The organism is Ruegeria sp. BHSC026 (assembly GCF_059613065.1).
Genome location: NZ_JBXWRV010000002.1, coordinates 197293 through 216619, shown reverse-complemented (window position 1 = coordinate 216619; position 19327 = coordinate 197293). Strand labels below are relative to the sequence as shown.

Genomic DNA, 19327 nt, shown 5'->3' with positions numbered 1-19327 from the left:
GATGCGACCGGTTGGCCCCTAGCCGGGTTTGCGGGCGATGATCCAGACGGGGTGATAGGTCAGGCGCACGCCTTCGGGGCCGGAAAACGCGGCGCGATAGCGCGTGCTGAAATCGGTCAGGTCGGAGCGGGTCCAGACCTGCGCCGCGCGGCCGTTCACCCCGGTCTCACGCAGGTGGCGCAGCACGTCCAACGGCGTGTCGAACCAAAGCGGTTGCCGATCCTGCCACAGGTCGAGGATTTCAACATCGGGGCCGATCCCCGCGGCCAGATCCTCGGGGCCGCACAAACCGGGCGCGCGGGCGGCCGACCCCAGCGCGGAAAGTTCGGCGTACTGGTCGCGGCCAAATCCCGAAATGGCAACCCACCCGCCGGGTGCGACCTGATGCATCGCGCGGCGGACCACGGCCGCCGGATCGTCCAGCCATTGGACCGTCGAGGCCGAGGCAATCAGGTCGGGCCGCGCGGGCCATGTCACATTGCGGATATCGCCCGGCAGGAAATCCGCGCCCCATCGCCGCGCAGTCTCCTGGGCCTCGGCCATCAGGTCGTTGAGCGTGGACCGGGTGAACGAAAACTGCTGGTGCAGCGCCTCGGTCAGATGGCCGGTGCCGCAGCCGATTTCGAACAGGGTGCCAAACTGGCGGGGTGCCCCGAGATCGACCAACCGCTGCGCCAACACGCGGGCGATCCGGGCCTGCGCGCCAGCGGCGCAGTGATAGCTGCCGAAGCTGCGGCTGAAACTGCGCCGGATCCGGTCCGTGGGCATGGCGTTCATGCGAACCACTCCGCCCAAGTCTGCCCGGCCGCGAAAGGCTGGTGCGGGCCAGGGATGCGTCGCACGGTGTCCGATTGGCCCCAGGCCACCTCCTGCGCCGCCGTCGGCACGATGCGGTCCGAGGCAGAAATCCAGACCCGGTCGAACCCGGGATCGGGCGCAGGTCCACGCGCCGCGATGGCCCGCAGTTCCTCGGCCGCGACGGCAAAATCGATCCCGGGTGCGGGGCCTTCCAGCCCGGCCCGGCGGCAGAACCGTGCAAAGCTGGCCGCGCTCAGGCCATCGGCCGTGGCCGCGACCGTCTCGGGCGCGATGCCCCGGTCTGCATCCGCCGGAAACAGCGTGCCGTTGACCGCAACCTTGCGGACACAGGTCAGCCCGTGACCCGCCAGCCAATGCGCGGCCGACGCGACCCCGAAGGAATAGGCCAGCAGCCGGACCGTGTCATAGTCGCCGGTTTCGGGCAGGGCGTCGTCGAGGTTGCGATAGTCGTCAACCACCAGAACATCCGCCGCCCCGGTCAGGCGCGTAAACGGCGCAGGCCCCAGCGCCCACCCGCCGAACACCAGCGTCAACTGCGCTCCGCCGTCACGGGTCAGCCAGTGCCGCCTCATGCGTCGCCTCGCGCCAGTTCGACCATGGCCGCCGTTACCCGGCTCAGCTCGTCGCCCGAGATCACATAGGGCGGCATGCAATAGATGTTGCGCGCAAAGGGGCGTAGCCAGACACCGGTTTCCGGCGCCCGCCGATGGGCGATGCGCGGATCGACCGTGTGCTCCATCTCGATCACGCCGATGGCGCCCAGCACCCGCACATCGGTGACGCCGCGCAGGCCGCACGCCGGCTCCAGTTCGGCCTTCATCTGCGTCTCAATGGCCCGCACACGGGACTGCCAGCCGTTGTCTTCAAGCAGCCCCAGGCTGGCGATGCCGGCGGCGCAGGCCAGCGGATTGGCCATGTAGGTTGGGCCGTGCATGAACACGCCGGCCTCGCTGTTGCCGATGCCATAAGCCACCTGTTCGGTGGTCACCGTTGCGGCGAACGAGATATGCCCCCCCGTCAGCGCCTTGCCGAGGCAGATGATGTCCGGCGTCACCCCCGCATAGGTGGTGGCAAAGAGCTCTCCGGTCCGGCCGAACCCCGTGGCGATTTCATCGAAGATAACCAGAACGTCATGGGCCTGACACAATGCCTTGGCCCGGCGCAGCCACTTGGGGTGATAGAAATACATGCCGCCCGCGCCCTGCACGACCGGTTCAAGCACCAGCGCAGCCAGCCGGTGCGCCTTGTCCCGCAGCAACTGTTCCAAGGCGTCGAGCCCGTTCTGCGCGGAGTCCTCTGGCCAGTCATCGCCCAGGCGAACGGACGGGCGTGGCAGAAAATGTTGGATCGACAGCGCACCGCGGAACAGCCCGTGCATGCCGTTGACCGGGTCGCAGACGCTCATCGCCTTCCAGGTGTCGCCGTGATAGCCGCCACGGATCGTGGCGAACTCGACCTTGTCGGTGCGGCCATGGGCCATCTGGAACTGCACCGCCATCTTCATCGCCACCTCGATCGAGACCGAGCCGCTGTCGCAATAGAAGATCCGGTCCAGCCCCTCGGGCAGCAGGGCCACCATCTTGCGGCCCAGATCAATGGCGGGCCGATGGGTCAGGCCTCCGAACATGACATGGGGCATCCGGTCCAGCTGCTGCTGCATGGCGGCTGTGATCGCCGGGTGACGGTGCCCATGGATGGCGCACCACCACGAGGACATGGCGTCGATCATCTTCACCCCATCCTCGCGGTACAGATACACGCCCTCGGCCCGGTCGATCAGATGCATCGGGCCCGGGTCGGCCACGTTCGTATAGGGGTGCCATAAGTGGCGGGCGTCAAACTCGAGTGGGGTCACAGGGCACCTCGGATCGTGTCCATGTCGATCGCCTCGAACGCGCGGCGCAGGGTGGCGGGTGTCAGATTCTCGATCCGGCCGAGGCGTCCAACGTGGGGCACCTGCGACATCTGGGCGATGGTCTGTTCGACCTCGGGTTCGGGGTCTCCGATGAAGGCCACGCCTATCACTGGGCAACCGGCGCCGCGCAGCGCCATCAGCGACAGGGTCGTGTGGTTGATCGTGCCCAAAGCCGTCCGCGCCACCAGAATCACGGGTGCTTGCCAGCGGGCGAACAGGTCAAGGTAATAGGCCTGCCGGGTCAGCGGCACCATGACACCCCCAGCCCCTTCGACCACCAGCGGGCCATTGGTCTGCGGCAGGGTCAGTCGGTTCAGGTCGATCTCGACCCCCTCGGCCTCGGCCGACAGGTGCGGCGAGGCGGGCAGGTTCAGCAGATACGCCTCGGGCAAGACCGGTTGGCCGGACAGGCGCGCCACGATCTGGCTGTCGGTCTCTTCCTCAAGCCCCGATTGCACGGGCTTCCAGTACTGCGCGCCAAGGGCCGCAGTCAGCCCGGCGGAAAACACGGTCTTGCCGACACCGGTGTCGGTTCCGGTCACGATCACTGTGGTCATGCGGTTCCTGCCTGTTGTTCGGCGATGGCCTGAAACACCGCCGTGATGTCCTGCGCGCCGACGTTGCCGGTGATCGAGACCCGCAGTCGCGAGCTGCCTCGTGGTACGGTGGGCGGGCGGATGCCGCGCACGTCAAACCCCATCTGCTGGAGTTCCGCCGCGCGATCCATCGTGGCCGCGTCCTCGCCCACGATGACAGGCATGATCTGGCTGTGAAATCCGGTCAGACCGCACAGGCGTGCGGCTTCAGCATGGGCATGGGCCATCCGGTCGCGCGCGGCCAATGTCAGGCCCGGGTCCTGTCCGACGGCCCGCAACGCGCCCCGCACGATGGCAGCGTCCAATGGCGACGGGGCTGTCGCAAAGATGAACGGCCGTGCCCGGTTGATCAGGGTGTCAATCATTTCACGCGGTCCGCAGATCAACCCGCCGCTGGCGCCCAGCCCCTTGCCGCAGGTGTGCAGTGTCAGCATCTCGGCGTCCAACCCATGGGCCAGTCCCTGCCCGTTCGGGCCGAAGACGCCCGTGGCGTGGGCCTCGTCCACCACCAGCACTGCCTGCTCGGCTCGGGCCAGTTCGGCCAGGGCGTTCAACGGGGCCAGATCGCCCTCCATCGAATAGACGCTTTCGACCGCGATCCAGACCTGGCCCGTGCCGCCTTGCGCACGCCAATCGGCCAGCACCGCGCGGGCCGCCGAAATGTCGTTATGCGCAAAGCCACGGGTGTCGGCCCGACCCAAGCGCATCCCTTCATGCGCGCTGGCATGGACCAACTCGTCATGCAGGATCAGATCCCCGGCCGCCGGCAGGGTCGAGAAAATGGCTTGATTGGCCTGAAACCCGCCGCCCATGAACAGCGCCGCCTCGGCGCCGAAAAAGGCGGCGGCCTCGGCTTCCAGCGCCTCATGCTCGGGGTGGTTGCCGCGCAACAGGCGCGACCCGCCGGAACCCAGCGGAACACCCCGGTCCAGCGCGTCCTGCGCCGCACGTTTCAGAACATCGGACCCGGCCAGGCCCAGATAATCGTTGGATGCGAAATCCAGCCCAGTGCGGGGCGCAAGCCTGCGCAGCCGATGGCGCGTTTCCAGCACCTTCAGCGCATTGCCCAGCCTTGCGATCGCTGTCATTCGGCCGCGTCCACGCGGGCCTCGGACTCCGCCTCCATCGGCTGGATGCCCAGCTTGGCGAACAGGATCGCGTCCTTGCTTTCCTCGGGGTTCTCGGCGGTCAACAGCGTGTCGCCGGCAAAGATCGAGTTGGCACCGGCAAAGAAGCACATGGCCTGCATCTCGTCGCTCATGTCGCTGCGGCCAGCGGACAGGCGGACATGGGATTTCGGCATCATGATCCGCGCCAGCGCGATGATGCGCACGAAATCGATCGGATCGACCGGCTTGGCGTCGGCCAGCGGGGTATCGGGTTGCGGCATCAGCATGTTGATCGGCACCGAATCCGGCGGCTCGGGCAGGTTGGCCAGCGTGACCAGCATGTCGATCCGGTCCTCGCCGTTTTCGCCCATGCCCAGAATGCCGCCCGAGCAGACCTTCATCCCCGCCTCGCGCACGCGGTTCAGCGTGTCGATCCGGTCGGCAAAGGTGCGGGTGGTGATGACCTCGGGGTAATAGCGCTCGGACGTGTCGATGTTGTGGTTGTAATAATCCAGCCCGGCATCGCGCAGCTGCACCACCTGGGTGTCGTCCAGCATACCCAGAGTCATGCAGGTTTCCATGCCCATCGCCTTGACGCCCTGAATCATCGCCACCAGCGCATCCATGTCGCGCGCCTTGGGCTCACGCCAGGCGGCGCCCATGCAGAACCGGGTCGAGCCGGACTCGCGGGCCTTGCGGGCCTCGGCCAGAACGCGTTCGACCTCGATCAGTTTCGAGGCGCTCAGCTTGGAGCCGTTGCGCGCGGATTGCGAGCAATAGGCGCAATCCTCGGCGCAGCCGCCGGTCTTGATCGACAGAAGCCGCGACATCTGCACCTTGTTGGGGTCAAAATTCTCGCGATGTACGGTCTGCGCCCGATACAGAAGATCCATCAGCGGCAGGTCATAGATGGCCTGAGCGGTTTCGCGGGTCCAGGTGTTCGATGTAGCCGACATTTTATAGATAATTTTTCCCGATGATTCAGATCTACTCGGGTTTATCAATAAAGCCGGAAAACGCAACATCCGCGATGTCACAGGGGGTGGAACTGGCGTGGGTCAGGAATAGCGCCGCACCGATCTCGGACCATCCGGCGTGATTGAATGCAACGAGAGTGTATGGTCCATGTTGCGCATCCGGTGGCGCAGCATCTGGCGCGTCAACCGCGCAAGGTCCGACGCGAATTCGGGCTTGTGCGCGACATTCTCGGCCTCGCCCTTGCCATTGTGATCGAACAGCAGGGGCGGCAGGTCGGCGGCGAATTCCACCAATGTAAACCGCGCATCCCGCAGGATGCCCAGGCACGAGTCGCTGTGCCCGGTCCCCAGCCGCCTCTGCCAGACGGTCGGGTCTTCGGGGTCCGAAAAATCCAGCTCACTGAAAGAATGGCTGCGCCAGTCCGCCGGTGTCTGGCCGCGCAGAAGCGGCAGCAGGGAACGCCCGTCCATCGAATTCGGGATGACCTGCCCCACCCAATCCAGAATGGTAGGCGCAATGTCGATGGATTCGGTCGGAACGTCGACGCGCAGCCCCGCATTCCTCGCGTTGCCAGGCGCGCGGATCACCAACGGCGTGTGATAAGCCGCGTCATAGACCGACATCTTGCCCCAGGCATGGTGGTCGCCCAGCATCTCGCCATGATCGGCGGTGATGACGATCAACGTGTCATCATATTGGCCACTGTCCTTCAGAAACCGCAGCACCCGACCGATGTGATGGTCGACCTCGCTCGCCAGCCCCAGATAGACGGCGCGCAGTGTCTGGGTGTTCGGATCGGTCGGTGACACCTCGGCAAAGCCATGCACGCAGTCACCGGGCCCGCAGTTTTCCAGCGCCGGACCAAAGAACGGATGAACGGCGGCTTCGGCATCGGGCGATTCAAGACGCGTCGGCAGGGGCAGCGACGCCGGATCATACATGCGGTTGTACGGCGCCGGCGCAACCAGCGGCGGGTGCGGGCGGATATAGGTCAAGTGCGCGAACCAGCCGGGCTTTCGATACGATGCGATCTCGTTCAAAAACGAGTCGGTCAGGAATGCCGTGTCACTGTCTTCGGCGCTGTAAGGGGCCGGATCATTCAACCGAGGCACGGACCCGTCCTGTGAAACCGGCTTGTAGAGGTCCCAATAGTTGTCGAACTCATATCCCTTGCGCAGCAGGTGCGATTGCCAGGGAAAAGATTCCTCGAGCCGCATTTCGACGACCTCGTGAAAGCCGTTCATCGGGTTTTCGTAGGTCTTTACCGCCGGGTCGTTCGGGTGATGCACCCTGGGGTCGGCCGAGGTGTCGGTATAGCCGAACAACTGCGGCAGGTATCCGGCCTTGCGCATTTCGGTGGCGATGTTTGGCGTATCATGCCGCAGCGGCGTGCCGTTGCGCACCGATCGGTGGTTCATGGCATATTGTCCGGTCAGCAGCGACGCCCGCGACGGCCCGCACGGGTTGGTGACCGAGAAATGGCGGGTGAACGTGACGCCCTCGGCCATGAAGCCGCGCAGGTTCGGCAGATCGACATGGTCGGCCAGCGCCCCGGTCAGGCAGTCGGCACGCAACTGATCGATGATGATGAACAGGACATTTCCCCTTCGCCGCATTCCGAACCACCCTGTCTGGATCCCGTGTTCCGTCCGAAGGCGACTGTGTCTGCGATCCTTGGTCCGGGCAACCGATTCCGTCGGTCAGGCGAGATTTTCCGACGGCGCGGCAGCCCCTGAAGGACACGCCCCACGCTCAGTTTCACCTCATGTGCAAGAAAGCCGTTGCAGCAGGGGGCCGTTTCCCATCTGATACCCACATGACACAGCCCTCGATTGCATTGGAGCAGGTCAACGACGACCTGCGGATCGCCGTTTCGGGTGAGATGGTGACCCAATCGCTGGAGTCGGTGGAAAAGGGATTTCGGTCTCTTCACCTCGACGCGAGAAGCATTGTTTTCGATCTGTCCGGGCTCAGGTCGCTGGACACCGGAGGCGCCTGGCTGATCTGCGATCTGGCGCGGCGCGCCTCGGCGGCGGGCGCAACCGTGACTTATGAAAACGTCTCGGCCACGCAATCGGCGCTGCTTGAGACCGTCGCGCAGAACATCGCAACCGAGATACCGGCAGAGGCCCCGCCGCGCGGCTTCGTGCCCTGGCTGGAGTCTCTGGGCCGGAGGACGGTCGGGGCCGGGCGCGACACGGCGTCGATGCTGGGCTTTCTGGGCCTGACGCTGCATCGGCTGGCGCGCACGTTGGTCATGCCGTGGCGTCTGCGCCGGGCCGCGCTGGTGTCGCAGATGGAGGAAACCGGGCTCAAGGCGCTGCCCATCGTGGCTCTGATGGGGTTTCTGATCGGCGTGGTTCTTGCCTTTCAGGGGGCAACCCAGTTGAAACAGTTCGGCGCCGAGATCTTCGTGGTCGAGCTGATCTCGATCTCGGTTCTGCGCGAATTGGGCGTCCTGCTGACCGCGATCATCGTGGCGGGCCGGTCGGGTTCGGCCTTCACAGCCTCGATCGGCTCGATGAAGGTGCAGGAGGAGATCGACGCCATGCAGACGCTGGGCCTGGACCCGATCGAGGTTCTGGTTGTCCCGCGGGTGCTGGCGTTGCTGATCATGCTGCCGATCTTGGGCTTCGTCGCCGACATTGCCGGCCTGTTCGGCGGCGCCTTGATGAGCTGGATCGATCTGGGCGTCAGCCCCGGCATGTTCGTCACGCGCCTGAAGGAAAACACCGATGTCTGGCACCTGGCAGTCGGCCTGATCAAGGCTCCGTTCTTTGCCGTGGTCATCGCGGTGATCGCCTGTTGGCAGGCGATGCAGGTCAAGGGCTCTTCCCAGAGCGTGGGGCAGCGGACGACATCATCGGTGGTGCAGGCGATCTTCATGGTGATCGCCATCGATGCGCTGTTTTCCATCTTCTTCTCTGAGGTGGGCGTCTGACATGGATGGCGCAATCCAGCAGCAGGACACCAAGGCAGAGGCACAGCGCGAGGCGGTGATCCGGGTGCGTCACCTGCGCAACCAGTTCGGCCCGCAGGTGGTGCATGATGACCTGAACCTGGATGTCTGGCGCGGCGAGGTTCTGGGCATCGTCGGCGGGTCGGGCACCGGCAAATCGGTCCTGTTGCGCACCATCGTCGGGCTGAACAAGCCCGCCGCCGGCAGCATCGAGGTGCTGGGCGTTGACGTGCTGAACGGCCCCGAGGCGGACCGTCGCCGGATCGAGAAACGCTGGGGCGTGGCCTTTCAGGACGGCGCGCTGTTTTCATCGCTGACCGTGTTGCAGAACGTGATGGCGCCGCTGCGCGAACATACGGGCCTGAGCGAAAGCCTGATGCGCGCGCTCGGCAGCCTCAAGATCAGCCTTGTGGGCCTGCCACAGCTGAGTTGCGGCAAGTTTCCGTCCGAGCTGTCGGGCGGGATGCGCAAACGGGCGGCACTGGCGCGCGCGCTGGCGCTGGACCCCGAGATCGTGTTTCTGGACGAACCCACCGCCGGGTTGGACCCGATCGGGGCGGCGGCCTATGACGAACTGATCGGCGAATTGCAACAGGCCTTGGGGCTGACCGTTTTCATGGTCACCCATGACCTCGACAGTCTTTACGCCATCTGCGACCGCGTCGCGGTGCTTGCGGAAAAACGCGTTCTGGTCGAAGGTCCCATAGACGAGATGACCAAGGTCGATCATCCTTGGGTACAGGAATACTTCACCGGCCCCCGGGCCCGCGCGGCGCAGCAGAAGGGGCACGACAGGTAGAGGCGATGGAAACCCGGGCGAACTACATCCTGATCGGCACTTTTACGCTTGTGGGTATCCTCAGCGCGTTCGGCTTTTTCCTGTGGCTGGCCAAGTTCGAGGTGACCCGGCAATACGCCTACTACGACGTGTTGTTCGACAATGTTTCGGGCCTGTCGGCGGCCGGGGGCGTCAACTACAACGGACTGCCCGTGGGCCAGGTGATCTCGCTAGATCTGGACGATGACGACCCCTCGAAGGTGCGTGTGCGCCTTGAAATCGACGCCGATATTCCCGTCACCACGGATACCATCGCGCAATTGCAGTCGTTGGGGGTGACGGGCGTCAGCTATGTCGAACTGTCGGGGGGGTCGCCCGATGCAGAGCGCCTGCCGCAGTTCAGCGTCATCAAAAGCAAACGCAGCGCGATCCAGTCGCTGTTCGAAGGCGCGCCAAAGGTGCTGGACGAGGCGGTGACCCTGCTGGAAAACCTCAACGCCGTTGTCGATGACGACAACCGCAAGGCGGTGGCCGACATTCTGGACAACCTCGCCTCGGCCTCGGGGCGGCTGGACAAGACGCTGACCGATTTCGAAACCCTCTCGGGCGATCTGGGCGGTGCGGCAAAGGAGATTGGTGCCTTCACCCAGCGGCTGGACCAGCTGGCGGATACGGCCGAAACCACGCTGACCACCGGGACTGACACGCTCAACAGTGTCAAGACCGCCGCGGAATCCGCAAAAACCGCACTGGATGGTGTCAACAAGACGCTGGCCACGGCCGATCAGGTGCTGGAACAGGATATCCGGCCCTTCATCGCGCAGGGGTCTGAATTGGCGGACCGGCTGATCGGGCTGTCGGATGAGGCAGGGGTGACCATGACAACCGTCAACAACACCTTCGCGAATGCCAACCAAACGCTCGACTCCGTCACCTCGGCGATGGAAACGGCCAAGGGCACGCTGACCTCGGCCGAACGCGCCTTCGACTCGGCCAATCGTGTCATGGACGAAGACGTGGCCGCCGTGGCCGCCGATATCCGCACCGCAGCCAACCAGGTGGCCGAGACCGTGTCGAACGTCACCGAGCGGATCGACGCGATTTCCGCCGATATCCTCAGCGCCTCGCAATCGGCGTCGGACCTGCTGGGCACGATCGACGGCATCGTGCAGCAGAACCGTCGCCAGGTGTCGGACTTTCTGCGCGTGGGCCTGCCCCAGTTCGTGCGCTTCGTCGAAGAATCCCAGCGCCTTGTCGTTGGCCTTGATCGGCTAGTGGACAAGCTGGAACGCGACCCGGCCCGGTTCCTGCTGGGCACACAGGCATCGGAGTTTCGCCAATGATCAGAGCAGCAATCGTCGCGTTGGGCCTGGCAGGGTTGACCGGCTGCACCGGGTTGGGAACGCTGAAGCAGGCCTCGAAACCCAACGATCTGTACTTGCTGACGCCCAAAAGCACGTTCTCCAGTTCGCTGCCACGTGTGGGTAAGCAGATCGTCGTGCAGGAGCCGACGGCCACAGCCGCGGTCAACACCGACCAGATCGCGGTGCAGCCGACGCGCCTGCAGGTGCAATACCTGCCGCGCGCGCGCTGGGTGGACAGGGCACCGCTGATCGTGCAGGCCCTGCTGGTCGAGAGCTTTGAAAACAGCAACCGTGTTGCGGCCGTGGGCCGCTCGACCGTCGGTCTGCGGGCGGACTATGTGATCGTTCCAGACCTGCGCGAATTCCAGGGAATCGTCGTCGGAGACACCGAAGATTCCACCTCGGTCAAAATCGAAGTTCGCCTCAACATCAAGATCATCGACGAGTTCGAAGACAAAATCATCGCCTCGAACTCGTTCCAGCGCGACGTGATTGCTGCCAGCGACCAGACACCCGACCTGGTCGCTGCCTTCGATCAGGCCCTCGGCAGCACGATGCGGAACGCTGTTGAATGGAGCATCCGCAAGATCCACGCCCATGCCGCCAGCAACCCGCGGCCGTCGCTGAACTAGGCCCGGGTGTCAGAACTGCGCGGGTGAGGCACGGGCCCAATCATCGGCGAATTCGGCAGGAATGTCGGCACTCAACAAGGCGCCGTCTTCGAGAAAGGTATAAAGCTGGGCATAGGACCACTCGCGTTCGTCCGCCGTCCGGCGAAAGATGTCGGACGGGCGCAGATCCGACACCCGTTCCTTGCCCATGGCGCCCAGGATCTCACGGAAGCTTTCCAGCGTCGCATCGTGGAACCGGTGCACGCGCTTGCGCTTTTGCGGGACATTGACCGCGCGGCCGCGCACCGGGTCCTGCGTGGCCACCCCCGAGGGGCAGCGGTTGGTGTTGCAATGTAGCGCCTGGATGCAGCCCACCGCGAACATCATCGCCCGCGCCGCGTTGCACATGTCGGCCCCCAGGGCGCATTTCTCGATCATGTCATACCCGGTGGCCACCTTGCCCGAGGCGATCACCCGGATCTTGTCGCGCAGCCCCACGCCACGCAGGCTGTTGTCGACGAAGATCAACGCCTCGTTCAGTGGGGTTCCCAGGCGATTTGTAAATTCCACCGGGGCAGCGCCGGTGCCGCCTTCGGCCCCGTCCACGGTGATAAAATCGGGCAGGATGCCGGTTTCCAGCATGGCCTTGCAGATCGAAAGGAATTCGGATCGCGCCCCGATGCACAGCTTGAAGCCGACGGGCTTGCCGCCGGACAGGTCGCGGAGCTGTTGGACGAAATTCAGCAACCCGGTCGGGCCGTCGAAGGCCGAATGAACCGGCGGCGAGATCACGTCCTGGTGAACCGGCACGCCGCGGATCACGGCGATTTCGGCATCCACCTTGGCCGCAGGCAGCACGCCGCCATGCGAGGGCTTGGCCCCTTGCGACAGCTTGATCTCGATCGCCTTGACGACCTCCATCCGCGCCCGTTCGGCGAACTTGTCCTTGTCGAACCCGCCCTCAGGGGTGCGGCAGCCGAAATAGCCGGTGCCGATCTGCCAGATGATGTCACCGCCCTCGGCCAGGTGATGGGGCGACAGGCCGCCCTCGCCCGTGTTGTGGGCAAAACCGCCGTCGCGCGCGCCGCCGTTCAGCGCCCGGATCGCATTGGCGCTGAGCGCACCGAAGCTCATGGCCGAGACGTTCAGACGCGACGCCAGATAGGGTTTTTCACATTGAGGCCCGCCAAGCAGGATGCGTTCCTCGCTTGCCGGCACCTCCTTGGGGGCCAGCGAATGGTTGGCGCGGTGGTACCCGACCTTGAGGATGTCGTACTGCGTACCGAAGGCCTGCGTATCGACCTGCCCCTTGGCTCGGGAATAGACCAGAGACCGCACGATGCGGTTGAAGGGACGGCCGCTTTCGTTGGTTTCCACGAAATATTGCCGGATCTCGGGGCTGACGAATTCCAGCATATAGCGGAAGTGCCCCAGAACCGGATAGTTGTTCAGCACGTTGTGCCGCGTGGTTAGCAGGTCATAGAGACCAACCAGCGCATAAGGCACCAATAGGACCAGCAGCCAGAAAGCAGGCGGCCAGAACAGCCCCAGAATGACCGTCAGCGGCAACGCGACAAAGGTCACGGCAAAGTAGATCCTGCGTACGATCATCCTGCTCTCCCTCATGATCTTCGGCCGATCGTGGAAAGCTTGTCACGCGATTGCAAGCCTTTGTGCGGATCGCGCGGCCTGTCTTGCGCCATCGTGATCGCCCTTGAGCCTGATGGGCACGCCCTTTATCCATGCGCAGACACGCAGGAACAGGGACAGACGTCTTGGCCAGAGCGCAGGCTGCCATAGCGGGACGACCGCTGATGTATGCCGCCGTCTTCATCGGCGGCGCGGCGGGGTCGATCCTGCGCGAACTGTTTGCGCTGGAGATCCCCGGTGCGCCACTGCTGACGGCCACGTTCGGCATCAACGTGGCGGCCTGTTTCGTGCTGGGCTGGCTGTATGCGATCCGCACCCGTGTGCATGCCCATGTGCTGCATCTGGGCGCTGTGGGTTTCTGCGGCGGGCTGTCGACCTTTTCCTCGTTCGTCGCCGAGCTGGAGCGCTTCGCCGAAACCTCGGGCTGGGTGGTGCTGATACCGCTGGCGGCCGAGATCTCCGCCGGACTGGGCGCGGCGATTCTGGGCGAGGCCATCGGCCGTCGCAGGTCGGCCCGAGGGTTCGGCGGATGACCGATCTGCACTTGCACTTGATGTTCGGGCTGGGCGGCGGGCTGGGCGCCGTGCTGCGCCATTGGGTTACACGCGCGGTTACCCATGACCTGCCGGTGGCAACTCTGATGGTGAACGTGGGCGGCAGCCTGCTGTTGGGGCTTTGGATCGGGTATCTGGGCGGCACCGTCGATCTGGCCGAAGATCAAAGGCGCCTTGTCTTCGGCTTCTGCGGCGGTTTCACGACCTTTTCCAGCTTTGCCTGGCAGTCGCTGGAACTGCGGCGCGAGCGCACCATCGCGACCGCAGCCGCCAACATCCTGCTGAGCGTAGGCCTGTGCTGGCTGGCCCTGTGGCTGGGCCTGTGGGCAACGCGCTGAGCGCGCTCACATGACGGGCATGTGCATCCGCATCGCCAGATTGCCCAGAATCCAGACCGTTCCCCCGATTATGATCAGAAGAACCAGCGTCGAGAACAACACCAGATCGAGATCCTCGCGGCTGCTGCGGCGACGGTCGATATGCAGGAAATAGATCAGCTGCACGATCAGCTGCGCCAGCCCGAGCAGGCCGATCGTCAGATAGACGCCGGGGGTTTCGATGCCGAACCAATGCGCCGTGCCAAACATGGCCAGCGTCAACAAAAGCGAGCCACCATAGCCGATCGCATAGCGCCGCCGCTCGCGCCGGTGCAGTTCGGAATGTCTATCCATAAGTCAACCCTCCGAAATAGACGATGGTGATGATGCCGATCCAGATCAGGTCGAGAAAATGCCAAAACAGCGCCAGCCGGACCATGCGCGAGATCACCAGGTCGGTCATCCCCATGACCCGCAGTTGAATGCCCAGCACCACCAACCACACGCAGCCCGCGGTCACGTGCAGACCGTGCAGAGGCACCAGCCCGTAGTAGGCGGACAGGAAACCGCTGCGCTGTGGGATGCCGCCCTTTTCCACCATCGACATGAAATCGCGGATCTCGAGAACCAGAAAACTCAGCCCCAGCAGTAGCGTGACCCCGAACCACAAAACGATCCGGCCGCGCGGCAGGTTGTATTTCAGCGCCAGCATGGCCAGTCCAACGGTCAGGCTGCTGGTCAGCAGGATCAGCGTCTGGGCAAAGATGCTGTACAGATCAAACAGCGCGTGCGGGCCCGGACCACCGGCCTGTGCGTCTATCATGGTGATGTAGACGCCGAACATCAGCCCGAAATAGACCAGATCGCTCATCAGAAAGACCCAGAAACCGAAGGTCACAACCTCGGTCGCCTTGTGGGCCCCGGGCCTGCCTCGGCCCAGGTTCAGGCCCGGATAGCTGTGGGTTGGTGCAGGCCTCATGTCGTCGCCTCCAGATCCGGTCGGGCAAGCCCGGTGTTTTCTGGCGCGCCTTCATGATCCCTGTTTACAGGGGTCGCGTTGCGGACAAAGTCCAGCCAGGCCTCGTGCTGCCTGCGCACGTCTTCGGCCGCAACAACCTCCTCGGTATCGGTCTGAAAGGTCCAAAGGATGAACGACAGGATCATCATCACGGTCATCAGCGCCGCCAGCCACCAGATCCACCAAACCAGCGCAAACATCCACACACCGCTAAGCACGCAGAGCACGAAACCGATGCTGGTGTTGCGCGGCATGGTGATGTCCTCGTATCGGTCGGGGTGCGGGTAGGCCTCGCCGCGTTCTTTCGCGGCGGCGAAATCGTCACGGTCCGTGACAAGCGGGATGATCGCGAAATTGTAACGCGGCGGCGGGGCCGCGATCGACCATTCCAGCGTGCGGGCGTCCCAGGGGTCGCCAACCGGAACGCGGCTCTGTTCGCGGTTGCGGATGCTGACCCACAGTTGCACGACGATCGACAACAGCGCGGCCAGAATAACCAGCGCTCCGATGACGGCCGCGATCATGTAGGGATGAAAGTTCGGGTCCTCCCAGCTGTAGGACCTGCGCGGCATACCCATCAGACCCACCACATACAGCGGCAGGAAGGTCAGCATAAAGCCCACCGTCCACAGGACGACTGAAATCCGCCCCCAGGCTTCATCCAGGCGAAAGCCGAATGCTTTGGGGAACCAATAGTTGTAGCCCGCCAGCAAGCCGAACAGGACACCCGGCAGCAGCACGTTGTGAAAATGCGCGACCAGGAACAGCGTATTGTGCACCTGATAGTCGACGGTCGGATTGGCCAGGATCACCCCGCTGAGCCCCCCGATCACGAACAGCATCAGAAAGGCCAGCCCGTACAGCATCGGCACCGAGAACCGGATGCGGCCACGATAAAGGGTGGCCATCCAGTCATAGACCTTAACGCCGGTGGGAATTGCGATCAGCATCGTGGCAATGCCGAAGACCGCGTTGATCAGGGCGTTTTGGCCCATGGTGAAGAAATGGTGCAGCCAGACGGTGAACGACAGCACCGCGATCGACATGGTCGCGATCACCAGCGAAGTGTAGCCATAGAGCCGCTTGGCCGAGAAGGTCGCGAAGACTTCGGAAAAGATGCCATAGGCCGGCAGAACCAGCAGATAGACCTCGGGGTGGCCGAACAGCCAGAACAGGTTGGCATAGTTCATCATGTTGCCGCCCAGGTCATTGGTGAAGAAATGGAAATCAAGATACCGGTCAGCGGCCAGCAGCAGCGCCGCTACCCCCAAAGGCGGCATTGCGAACACGATCAGGATCGAGCTGCAGATGATCGTCCAACAATACATGGGCAGCCGCATGAAAATCATCCCGGGCGCGCGCAGCTTGTAGATCGTGACGGCAAAGTTGATCCCCGTCAGCGTGGTGCCGATACCCGACACCACGATCGCCCAGATCCAGTAATCCGGCCCCACACCCGGATTGAAGGCCGCTCCGGTATAGGGCGGATAGGCCGTCCAGCCGCCGGTGGAAAACTCGCCCACCACCAAGCTGACCATCAGCATCATCCCCGCCGAAACCGTCAGGCCGAGGCTGATCTGGTTCATCACCGGAAAGGCCACGTCGCGCGCGCCGATCATCAGCGGGACAAGGAAATTCGCCAGTCCGAACACGAAGGGCACCGCCACGAAGAAGATCATGATCGTGCCGTGGGTGCTGAACAGCTCGGCAAAGTGTTCGGCCTCGAGGAATCCCTCGCCCGGCCCGGCCGCCTGTTGGGCACGCATCACGACGCCTTCCAGAACGCCGCGCGCCAGCATGACGATGGCAAAGACGATATACATGATGCCGATTTTCTTGTGATCCGCGCTGGTCAGCCAGTCGCGCCACAGCGGCCCCCACAGGCGAAACCACGTGAGCAGCCCCAGAACCAAGACCACACCGACGATCACCACGCCCGCCGCCGCGTTGGCGACGATCTCGTTCGTGTTGGGATCTTGAATCAGCCCGGCGATGGGGAATGCTTCCCAGGTCAGACGACCGAAGAAACCGGACTCGGCAGCTGTCATGGCTTGCCCTCCTGCCCGTACTGGGCGGATCCCGGTTGCTGATCCTCAGGCAATGGTTGCCCGTTGTGATACCGGTCCAGAACGCTGTGGAACAGATCGCCATCATCCAGACGAAAGTACAGCGCATTGTCCGGCATCTGCGCGGTGCCAAGCGCGGCCTGAACTTCGTCCCGGTCGGTCCGCATGGCCAACGTCCGATAGGTTGCCGGGTCCAGAACGATTCCGTTCTGCCCAACCCGGTCAACCCATGCGTCGAAGTCCGGGGGCGACATCGCGACCGTCTGGAACTTCTGCTTGGTAAATCCGCGCCCGTTGTACTGGGTGTTCTCGCCCTGCATTTGTCCGGGGGCATCAGCCACAAGATGCAATTGGGTCGTCATGCCCGGCATGGCATAGATCTGCCCCGCCAGGGCAGAAATCATGAAGGATTGCATCACCGTGTCCGTCGTCAGCGTCAAGGCGACCTGACGCTGCGTGGGAATCCCGAATTCACCCACCGTCGCGATGCCCAGATCGGGGTAGATGAACAGCCATTTCCAATCCAGCCCCACCACCTGAACGCGCAGGGCCGGTTCATCGCCGAACGCGGCCGCGTAGGGGTCCAGCCGGTGGGTCGCCTTCCACAGATAGAAGGACAGCAGCGCGACGATTACCACTGGCACGCCCCACATCGCGGTTTCGAGCAGGGGCGAAAACTCCCATTTGGGCCGATAGGTAGCCGGGCTTTGCGCGCGACGGCGATAGCGCAGAGCGATCAGGGGAACCAGAACCAGAACCGGAATGACCGCAACTAGGATCAGCGCGGTGGCGCGCAACAGATGAACCCTCTGGGCCTGGGCTATCGGGCCTTGCGGGTCCAGAAAGCTATTACTGGCCAACCCAGGATGGGCGGCGACCGCCCAGACCGTGATCGCGATCAGCGTCGCTCGTACTGCCGGGGTCGTCGGTTCTCTGGCCACGTCAGATTGCCTTTTGTTCCCGCTGGTTTCGGCAACTATCGGCAGAGTTGACCGACTTCACAAGAAATTTCAGGCAAACTATCGGTATGAGTTGACTTGGGTCGCGGGCTGGAGACACTCGGAACCTGCCATGCGTGTGCTGTTCGTCATCCTCGGCCTGATCTGGGCCACCGCCGTTCCGGCGCTGGACAGGGCCGCCGTGGAACAACAATTCCAGGCTTGGCTGAGCACCGAACTCTGGCCCTTGGCCCGGGGCGAGGGCGTGTCGCGCCGCACGTTCCAAAACAGTCTGAACGGCGTCAGGATCAACTGGGATCTGCCGGATCTGGTGCCGCCCGGAACCACACCAAAGACGCCCAAGACGCAGCGCCAGGCCGAATTCGGCGCACCGGCGCGTTATTTCAACGCCAACACGGTGCAAGGCACCGCCGCGGCCGGGCGCAGGATGGCCAAACGCCATGCAGCGACCCTGCGTCGGGTCGAGGCGGACACAGGCGTGCCCGCACGCATCATCCTTGCGATCTGGGGCCGCGAAAGCGGGTTCGGGCAGGTGCCCATCCGGCATGATGCCTTTCAGGTGCTGGCCACCAAGGCGTTCATGAGCACGCGCGCGGCGTATTTCACCGACGAGCTGATCGCCGCCCTGCAGATCGTCGAGGCCGGCCACGTAAGCGGCCGGGCGATGAAAAGCAGTTGGGCCGGCGCTCTGGGCCAGCCGCAATTCATGCCCAGCAGTTTTCTGACCTATGCCACCGACGGCAATGGCGATGGGCGCGCCGATATCTGGAGGTCGGCCGAAGACACGATCGCCTCAATCGCTGCCTACCTTGAACGACATGGCTGGGTGCCCGGCCGCGACTGGGGGTTCGAGGTGACGGTGGATGCGTCAGTGTCCTGTGCGCTGGAGGGCCCCGATCAGGGTCGCCCGATCCGCGACTGGGCCGCGATGGGCATCACCCGCGTCTCGGGCCGACCCTTTCCCCCGCACGAGCTGCTCGGCGAAGGATACCTGATGATGCCAGCGGGCCGCCACGGGCCGGCCTTCATCGTGACACCCAATTTCTACGTTCTGAAGGACTACAACACCAGCGACCTCTATGCCCTGTTTGTGGGCCATGTAGGCGACCGCATCCAGTATGGCGTGGGCGATTTCAAGGGGCGCTGGGGCAAGGTTGACGGCCTGTACCGGTCGGACATCGCAGCCATGCAGAAAGCCCTGATCGCCATGGGGCATGACGTGGGCGGTGCCGATGGCCTGCCGGGATACAAGACGCGCCGGTCGATCGGCCGCTGGCAAGAGGCGACAGGCCAGCGCCCCACATGCTTTCCCGACGCGCGGATGAAATCGCGGTTGCGCCCCTGACCGCGGGCGATTCGCCGAATTCGGCGAAAACGGGCCGCGATACTCTGCCGAAACAGGCCGCTTCACAGGCGGAATTCCGAGCAGCCTGGGCACGAAAATATCCCAGCGACAAACGCCATCGTTACAAAATTTCGGCGACCTCGCGTCACGAAGTTTCTTTCTGCCTTTAGGCGATCCGGGTTCATGGGAAGGCTTTAACCCTGCCCAAAATAGTGGCACGGTCTTGCACAGCGAGAGGAAGCTCTTGCATCCACTTCACCGACTGCAATCCACAAAGCTGCGACGCAGT

General features: G+C 63.9%; 19 protein-coding genes. 7 read left to right on the top strand and 12 right to left on the bottom strand.

The genetic code is table 11. From position 1 onward, the window contains the following. Window positions 1-18: 18 nt before the first annotated feature. The 7 genes from AC2FME_RS03745 to AC2FME_RS03715 all read right to left on the bottom strand — a co-directional run bounded on the left by AC2FME_RS03745 (window position 19) and on the right by AC2FME_RS03715 (window position 7033). Complete coding sequence (locus tag AC2FME_RS03745) at window positions 19-777, bottom strand: methyltransferase domain-containing protein (RefSeq protein WP_496799668.1); 759 nt, start codon at window positions 775-777, stop codon at window positions 19-21. Continuing rightward, entirely contained in the window at window positions 774-1391 is a 618-nt protein-coding gene (locus AC2FME_RS03740; RefSeq protein ID WP_496799667.1) for a pimeloyl-ACP methyl esterase BioG family protein, read from the bottom strand. The genes AC2FME_RS03745 and AC2FME_RS03740 overlap by 4 nt, the downstream gene beginning before the upstream one ends. After that, entirely contained in the window at window positions 1388-2674 is a 1287-nt protein-coding gene (gene bioA, locus AC2FME_RS03735) for an adenosylmethionine--8-amino-7-oxononanoate transaminase (RefSeq protein ID WP_496799666.1), read from the bottom strand. Before bioA ends, AC2FME_RS03740 begins: the two co-directional genes overlap by 4 nt. Then, window positions 2671-3291: a dethiobiotin synthase gene (bioD, locus tag AC2FME_RS03730; protein WP_496799665.1), complete on the bottom strand. Its 621-nt coding sequence runs from the start codon at window positions 3289-3291 to the stop codon at window positions 2671-2673. Before bioD ends, bioA begins: the two co-directional genes overlap by 4 nt. After that, the gene (locus AC2FME_RS03725; RefSeq protein WP_496799664.1) at window positions 3288-4418 is read right to left on the bottom strand and encodes an 8-amino-7-oxononanoate synthase; all 1131 of its coding nucleotides are present in this window, start codon (window positions 4416-4418) and stop codon (window positions 3288-3290) included. Before AC2FME_RS03725 ends, bioD begins: the two co-directional genes overlap by 4 nt. After that, window positions 4415-5395, bottom strand: coding sequence for a biotin synthase BioB (gene bioB, locus AC2FME_RS03720; RefSeq protein ID WP_093963112.1), 981 nt, complete (start codon window positions 5393-5395; stop codon window positions 4415-4417). Before bioB ends, AC2FME_RS03725 begins: the two co-directional genes overlap by 4 nt. Before the next feature lie 102 nt (window positions 5396-5497). Beyond that, window positions 5498-7033 (bottom strand): alkaline phosphatase family protein, encoded by a 1536-nt coding sequence (locus AC2FME_RS03715; protein WP_496799663.1) that lies wholly within the window; start codon window positions 7031-7033, stop codon window positions 5498-5500. Between the two features lie 200 nt (window positions 7034-7233). On the opposite strand from AC2FME_RS03715, the gene AC2FME_RS03710 reads away from it, so the two are divergent. The 4 genes from AC2FME_RS03710 to AC2FME_RS03695 are packed head-to-tail and all read left to right on the top strand — an operon-like array spanning window position 7234 to window position 11150. Beyond that, window positions 7234-8358 carry an ABC transporter permease gene (locus AC2FME_RS03710; protein WP_496799662.1) on the top strand — a complete coding sequence of 375 codons (1125 nt, stop codon included), beginning with the start codon at window positions 7234-7236 and terminating at the stop codon, window positions 8356-8358. A 1-nt stretch (window position 8359) separates the two neighbouring features. Further along, window positions 8360-9175 carry an ABC transporter ATP-binding protein gene (locus AC2FME_RS03705; RefSeq protein WP_496681497.1) on the top strand — a complete coding sequence of 272 codons (816 nt, stop codon included), beginning with the start codon at window positions 8360-8362 and terminating at the stop codon, window positions 9173-9175. A 5-nt stretch (window positions 9176-9180) separates the two neighbouring features. Next, a complete protein-coding gene (locus AC2FME_RS03700; protein WP_496681499.1) occupies window positions 9181-10497 on the top strand; it encodes an MlaD family protein in 1317 nt (438 codons plus the stop codon). Next, window positions 10494-11150, top strand: a complete 657-nt coding sequence (locus tag AC2FME_RS03695) for an ABC-type transport auxiliary lipoprotein family protein (protein WP_496741653.1) — start codon at window positions 10494-10496, stop codon at window positions 11148-11150. Before AC2FME_RS03700 ends, AC2FME_RS03695 begins: the two co-directional genes overlap by 4 nt. Window positions 11151-11159: 9 nt before the next feature. On the opposite strand, the gene AC2FME_RS03690 is transcribed toward AC2FME_RS03695, so the two are convergent. After that, window positions 11160-12740: an FMN-binding glutamate synthase family protein gene (locus AC2FME_RS03690; protein WP_496799661.1), complete on the bottom strand. Its 1581-nt coding sequence runs from the start codon at window positions 12738-12740 to the stop codon at window positions 11160-11162. Window positions 12741-12943: 203 nt separating this feature from the next. On the opposite strand from AC2FME_RS03690, the gene AC2FME_RS03685 reads away from it, so the two are divergent. Beyond that, complete coding sequence (locus AC2FME_RS03685) at window positions 12944-13312, top strand: fluoride efflux transporter FluC (RefSeq protein WP_496685272.1); 369 nt, start codon at window positions 12944-12946, stop codon at window positions 13310-13312. Continuing rightward, entirely contained in the window at window positions 13309-13671 is a 363-nt protein-coding gene (locus AC2FME_RS03680) for a fluoride efflux transporter FluC (protein ID WP_496685274.1), read from the top strand. Before AC2FME_RS03685 ends, AC2FME_RS03680 begins: the two co-directional genes overlap by 4 nt. Before the next feature lie 6 nt (window positions 13672-13677). Here the strand turns inward: AC2FME_RS03680 and AC2FME_RS03675 are convergent, their stop codons facing one another. From AC2FME_RS03675 to AC2FME_RS03660, 4 genes are read right to left on the bottom strand one after another with little or no spacing between them, the layout of a single operon-like run. Then, the gene (locus tag AC2FME_RS03675; protein WP_496799660.1) at window positions 13678-14004 is read right to left on the bottom strand and encodes a cytochrome o ubiquinol oxidase subunit IV; all 327 of its coding nucleotides are present in this window, start codon (window positions 14002-14004) and stop codon (window positions 13678-13680) included. Next, complete coding sequence (locus AC2FME_RS03670) at window positions 13997-14629, bottom strand: cytochrome c oxidase subunit 3 (RefSeq protein WP_496799659.1); 633 nt, start codon at window positions 14627-14629, stop codon at window positions 13997-13999. The genes AC2FME_RS03675 and AC2FME_RS03670 overlap by 8 nt, the downstream gene beginning before the upstream one ends. Continuing rightward, complete coding sequence (locus AC2FME_RS03665; RefSeq protein ID WP_496799658.1) at window positions 14626-16716, bottom strand: cbb3-type cytochrome c oxidase subunit I; 2091 nt, start codon at window positions 16714-16716, stop codon at window positions 14626-14628. The genes AC2FME_RS03670 and AC2FME_RS03665 overlap by 4 nt, the downstream gene beginning before the upstream one ends. Next, entirely contained in the window at window positions 16713-17675 is a 963-nt protein-coding gene (locus AC2FME_RS03660) for a cytochrome ubiquinol oxidase subunit II (RefSeq protein WP_496799657.1), read from the bottom strand. The genes AC2FME_RS03665 and AC2FME_RS03660 overlap by 4 nt, the downstream gene beginning before the upstream one ends. 130 nt (window positions 17676-17805) lie before the next feature. Here AC2FME_RS03660 and AC2FME_RS03655 point away from each other — a divergent pair, with 130 nt between their 5' ends. Then, complete coding sequence (locus tag AC2FME_RS03655) at window positions 17806-19038, top strand: lytic murein transglycosylase (RefSeq protein WP_496799656.1); 1233 nt, start codon at window positions 17806-17808, stop codon at window positions 19036-19038. The last annotated feature ends 289 nt before the right edge of the window (window positions 19039-19327 follow it).

What these genes read in the sequence shown, in the direction of transcription:
- bioD (WP_496799665.1), bottom strand. Translation starts at nt 3,291, where the DNA reads ATGACCACAGTGATCGTGACCGGAACCGACACCGGTGTCGGCAAGACC.
- AC2FME_RS03700 (WP_496681499.1), top strand. Translation starts at nt 9,181, where the DNA reads ATGGAAACCCGGGCGAACTACATCCTGATCGGCACTTTTACGCTTGTG.
- AC2FME_RS03725 (WP_496799664.1), bottom strand. Translation starts at nt 4,418, where the DNA reads ATGACAGCGATCGCAAGGCTGGGCAATGCGCTGAAGGTGCTGGAAACG.
- AC2FME_RS03715 (WP_496799663.1), bottom strand. Translation starts at nt 7,033, where the DNA reads ATGCGGCGAAGGGGAAATGTCCTGTTCATCATCATCGATCAGTTGCGT.
- AC2FME_RS03670 (WP_496799659.1), bottom strand. Translation starts at nt 14,629, where the DNA reads ATGAGGCCTGCACCAACCCACAGCTATCCGGGCCTGAACCTGGGCCGA.
- AC2FME_RS03705 (WP_496681497.1), top strand. Translation starts at nt 8,360, where the DNA reads ATGGATGGCGCAATCCAGCAGCAGGACACCAAGGCAGAGGCACAGCGC.
- AC2FME_RS03655 (WP_496799656.1), top strand. Translation starts at nt 17,806, where the DNA reads ATGCGTGTGCTGTTCGTCATCCTCGGCCTGATCTGGGCCACCGCCGTT.
- AC2FME_RS03690 (WP_496799661.1), bottom strand. Translation starts at nt 12,740, where the DNA reads ATGATCGTACGCAGGATCTACTTTGCCGTGACCTTTGTCGCGTTGCCG.
- AC2FME_RS03680 (WP_496685274.1), top strand. Translation starts at nt 13,309, where the DNA reads ATGACCGATCTGCACTTGCACTTGATGTTCGGGCTGGGCGGCGGGCTG.
- AC2FME_RS03675 (WP_496799660.1), bottom strand. Translation starts at nt 14,004, where the DNA reads ATGGATAGACATTCCGAACTGCACCGGCGCGAGCGGCGGCGCTATGCG.
- AC2FME_RS03745 (WP_496799668.1), bottom strand. Translation starts at nt 777, where the DNA reads ATGAACGCCATGCCCACGGACCGGATCCGGCGCAGTTTCAGCCGCAGC.
- AC2FME_RS03740 (WP_496799667.1), bottom strand. Translation starts at nt 1,391, where the DNA reads ATGAGGCGGCACTGGCTGACCCGTGACGGCGGAGCGCAGTTGACGCTG.
- AC2FME_RS03695 (WP_496741653.1), top strand. Translation starts at nt 10,494, where the DNA reads ATGATCAGAGCAGCAATCGTCGCGTTGGGCCTGGCAGGGTTGACCGGC.
- AC2FME_RS03710 (WP_496799662.1), top strand. Translation starts at nt 7,234, where the DNA reads ATGACACAGCCCTCGATTGCATTGGAGCAGGTCAACGACGACCTGCGG.
- bioB (WP_093963112.1), bottom strand. Translation starts at nt 5,395, where the DNA reads ATGTCGGCTACATCGAACACCTGGACCCGCGAAACCGCTCAGGCCATC.
- AC2FME_RS03665 (WP_496799658.1), bottom strand. Translation starts at nt 16,716, where the DNA reads ATGACAGCTGCCGAGTCCGGTTTCTTCGGTCGTCTGACCTGGGAAGCA.
- AC2FME_RS03685 (WP_496685272.1), top strand. Translation starts at nt 12,944, where the DNA reads ATGTATGCCGCCGTCTTCATCGGCGGCGCGGCGGGGTCGATCCTGCGC.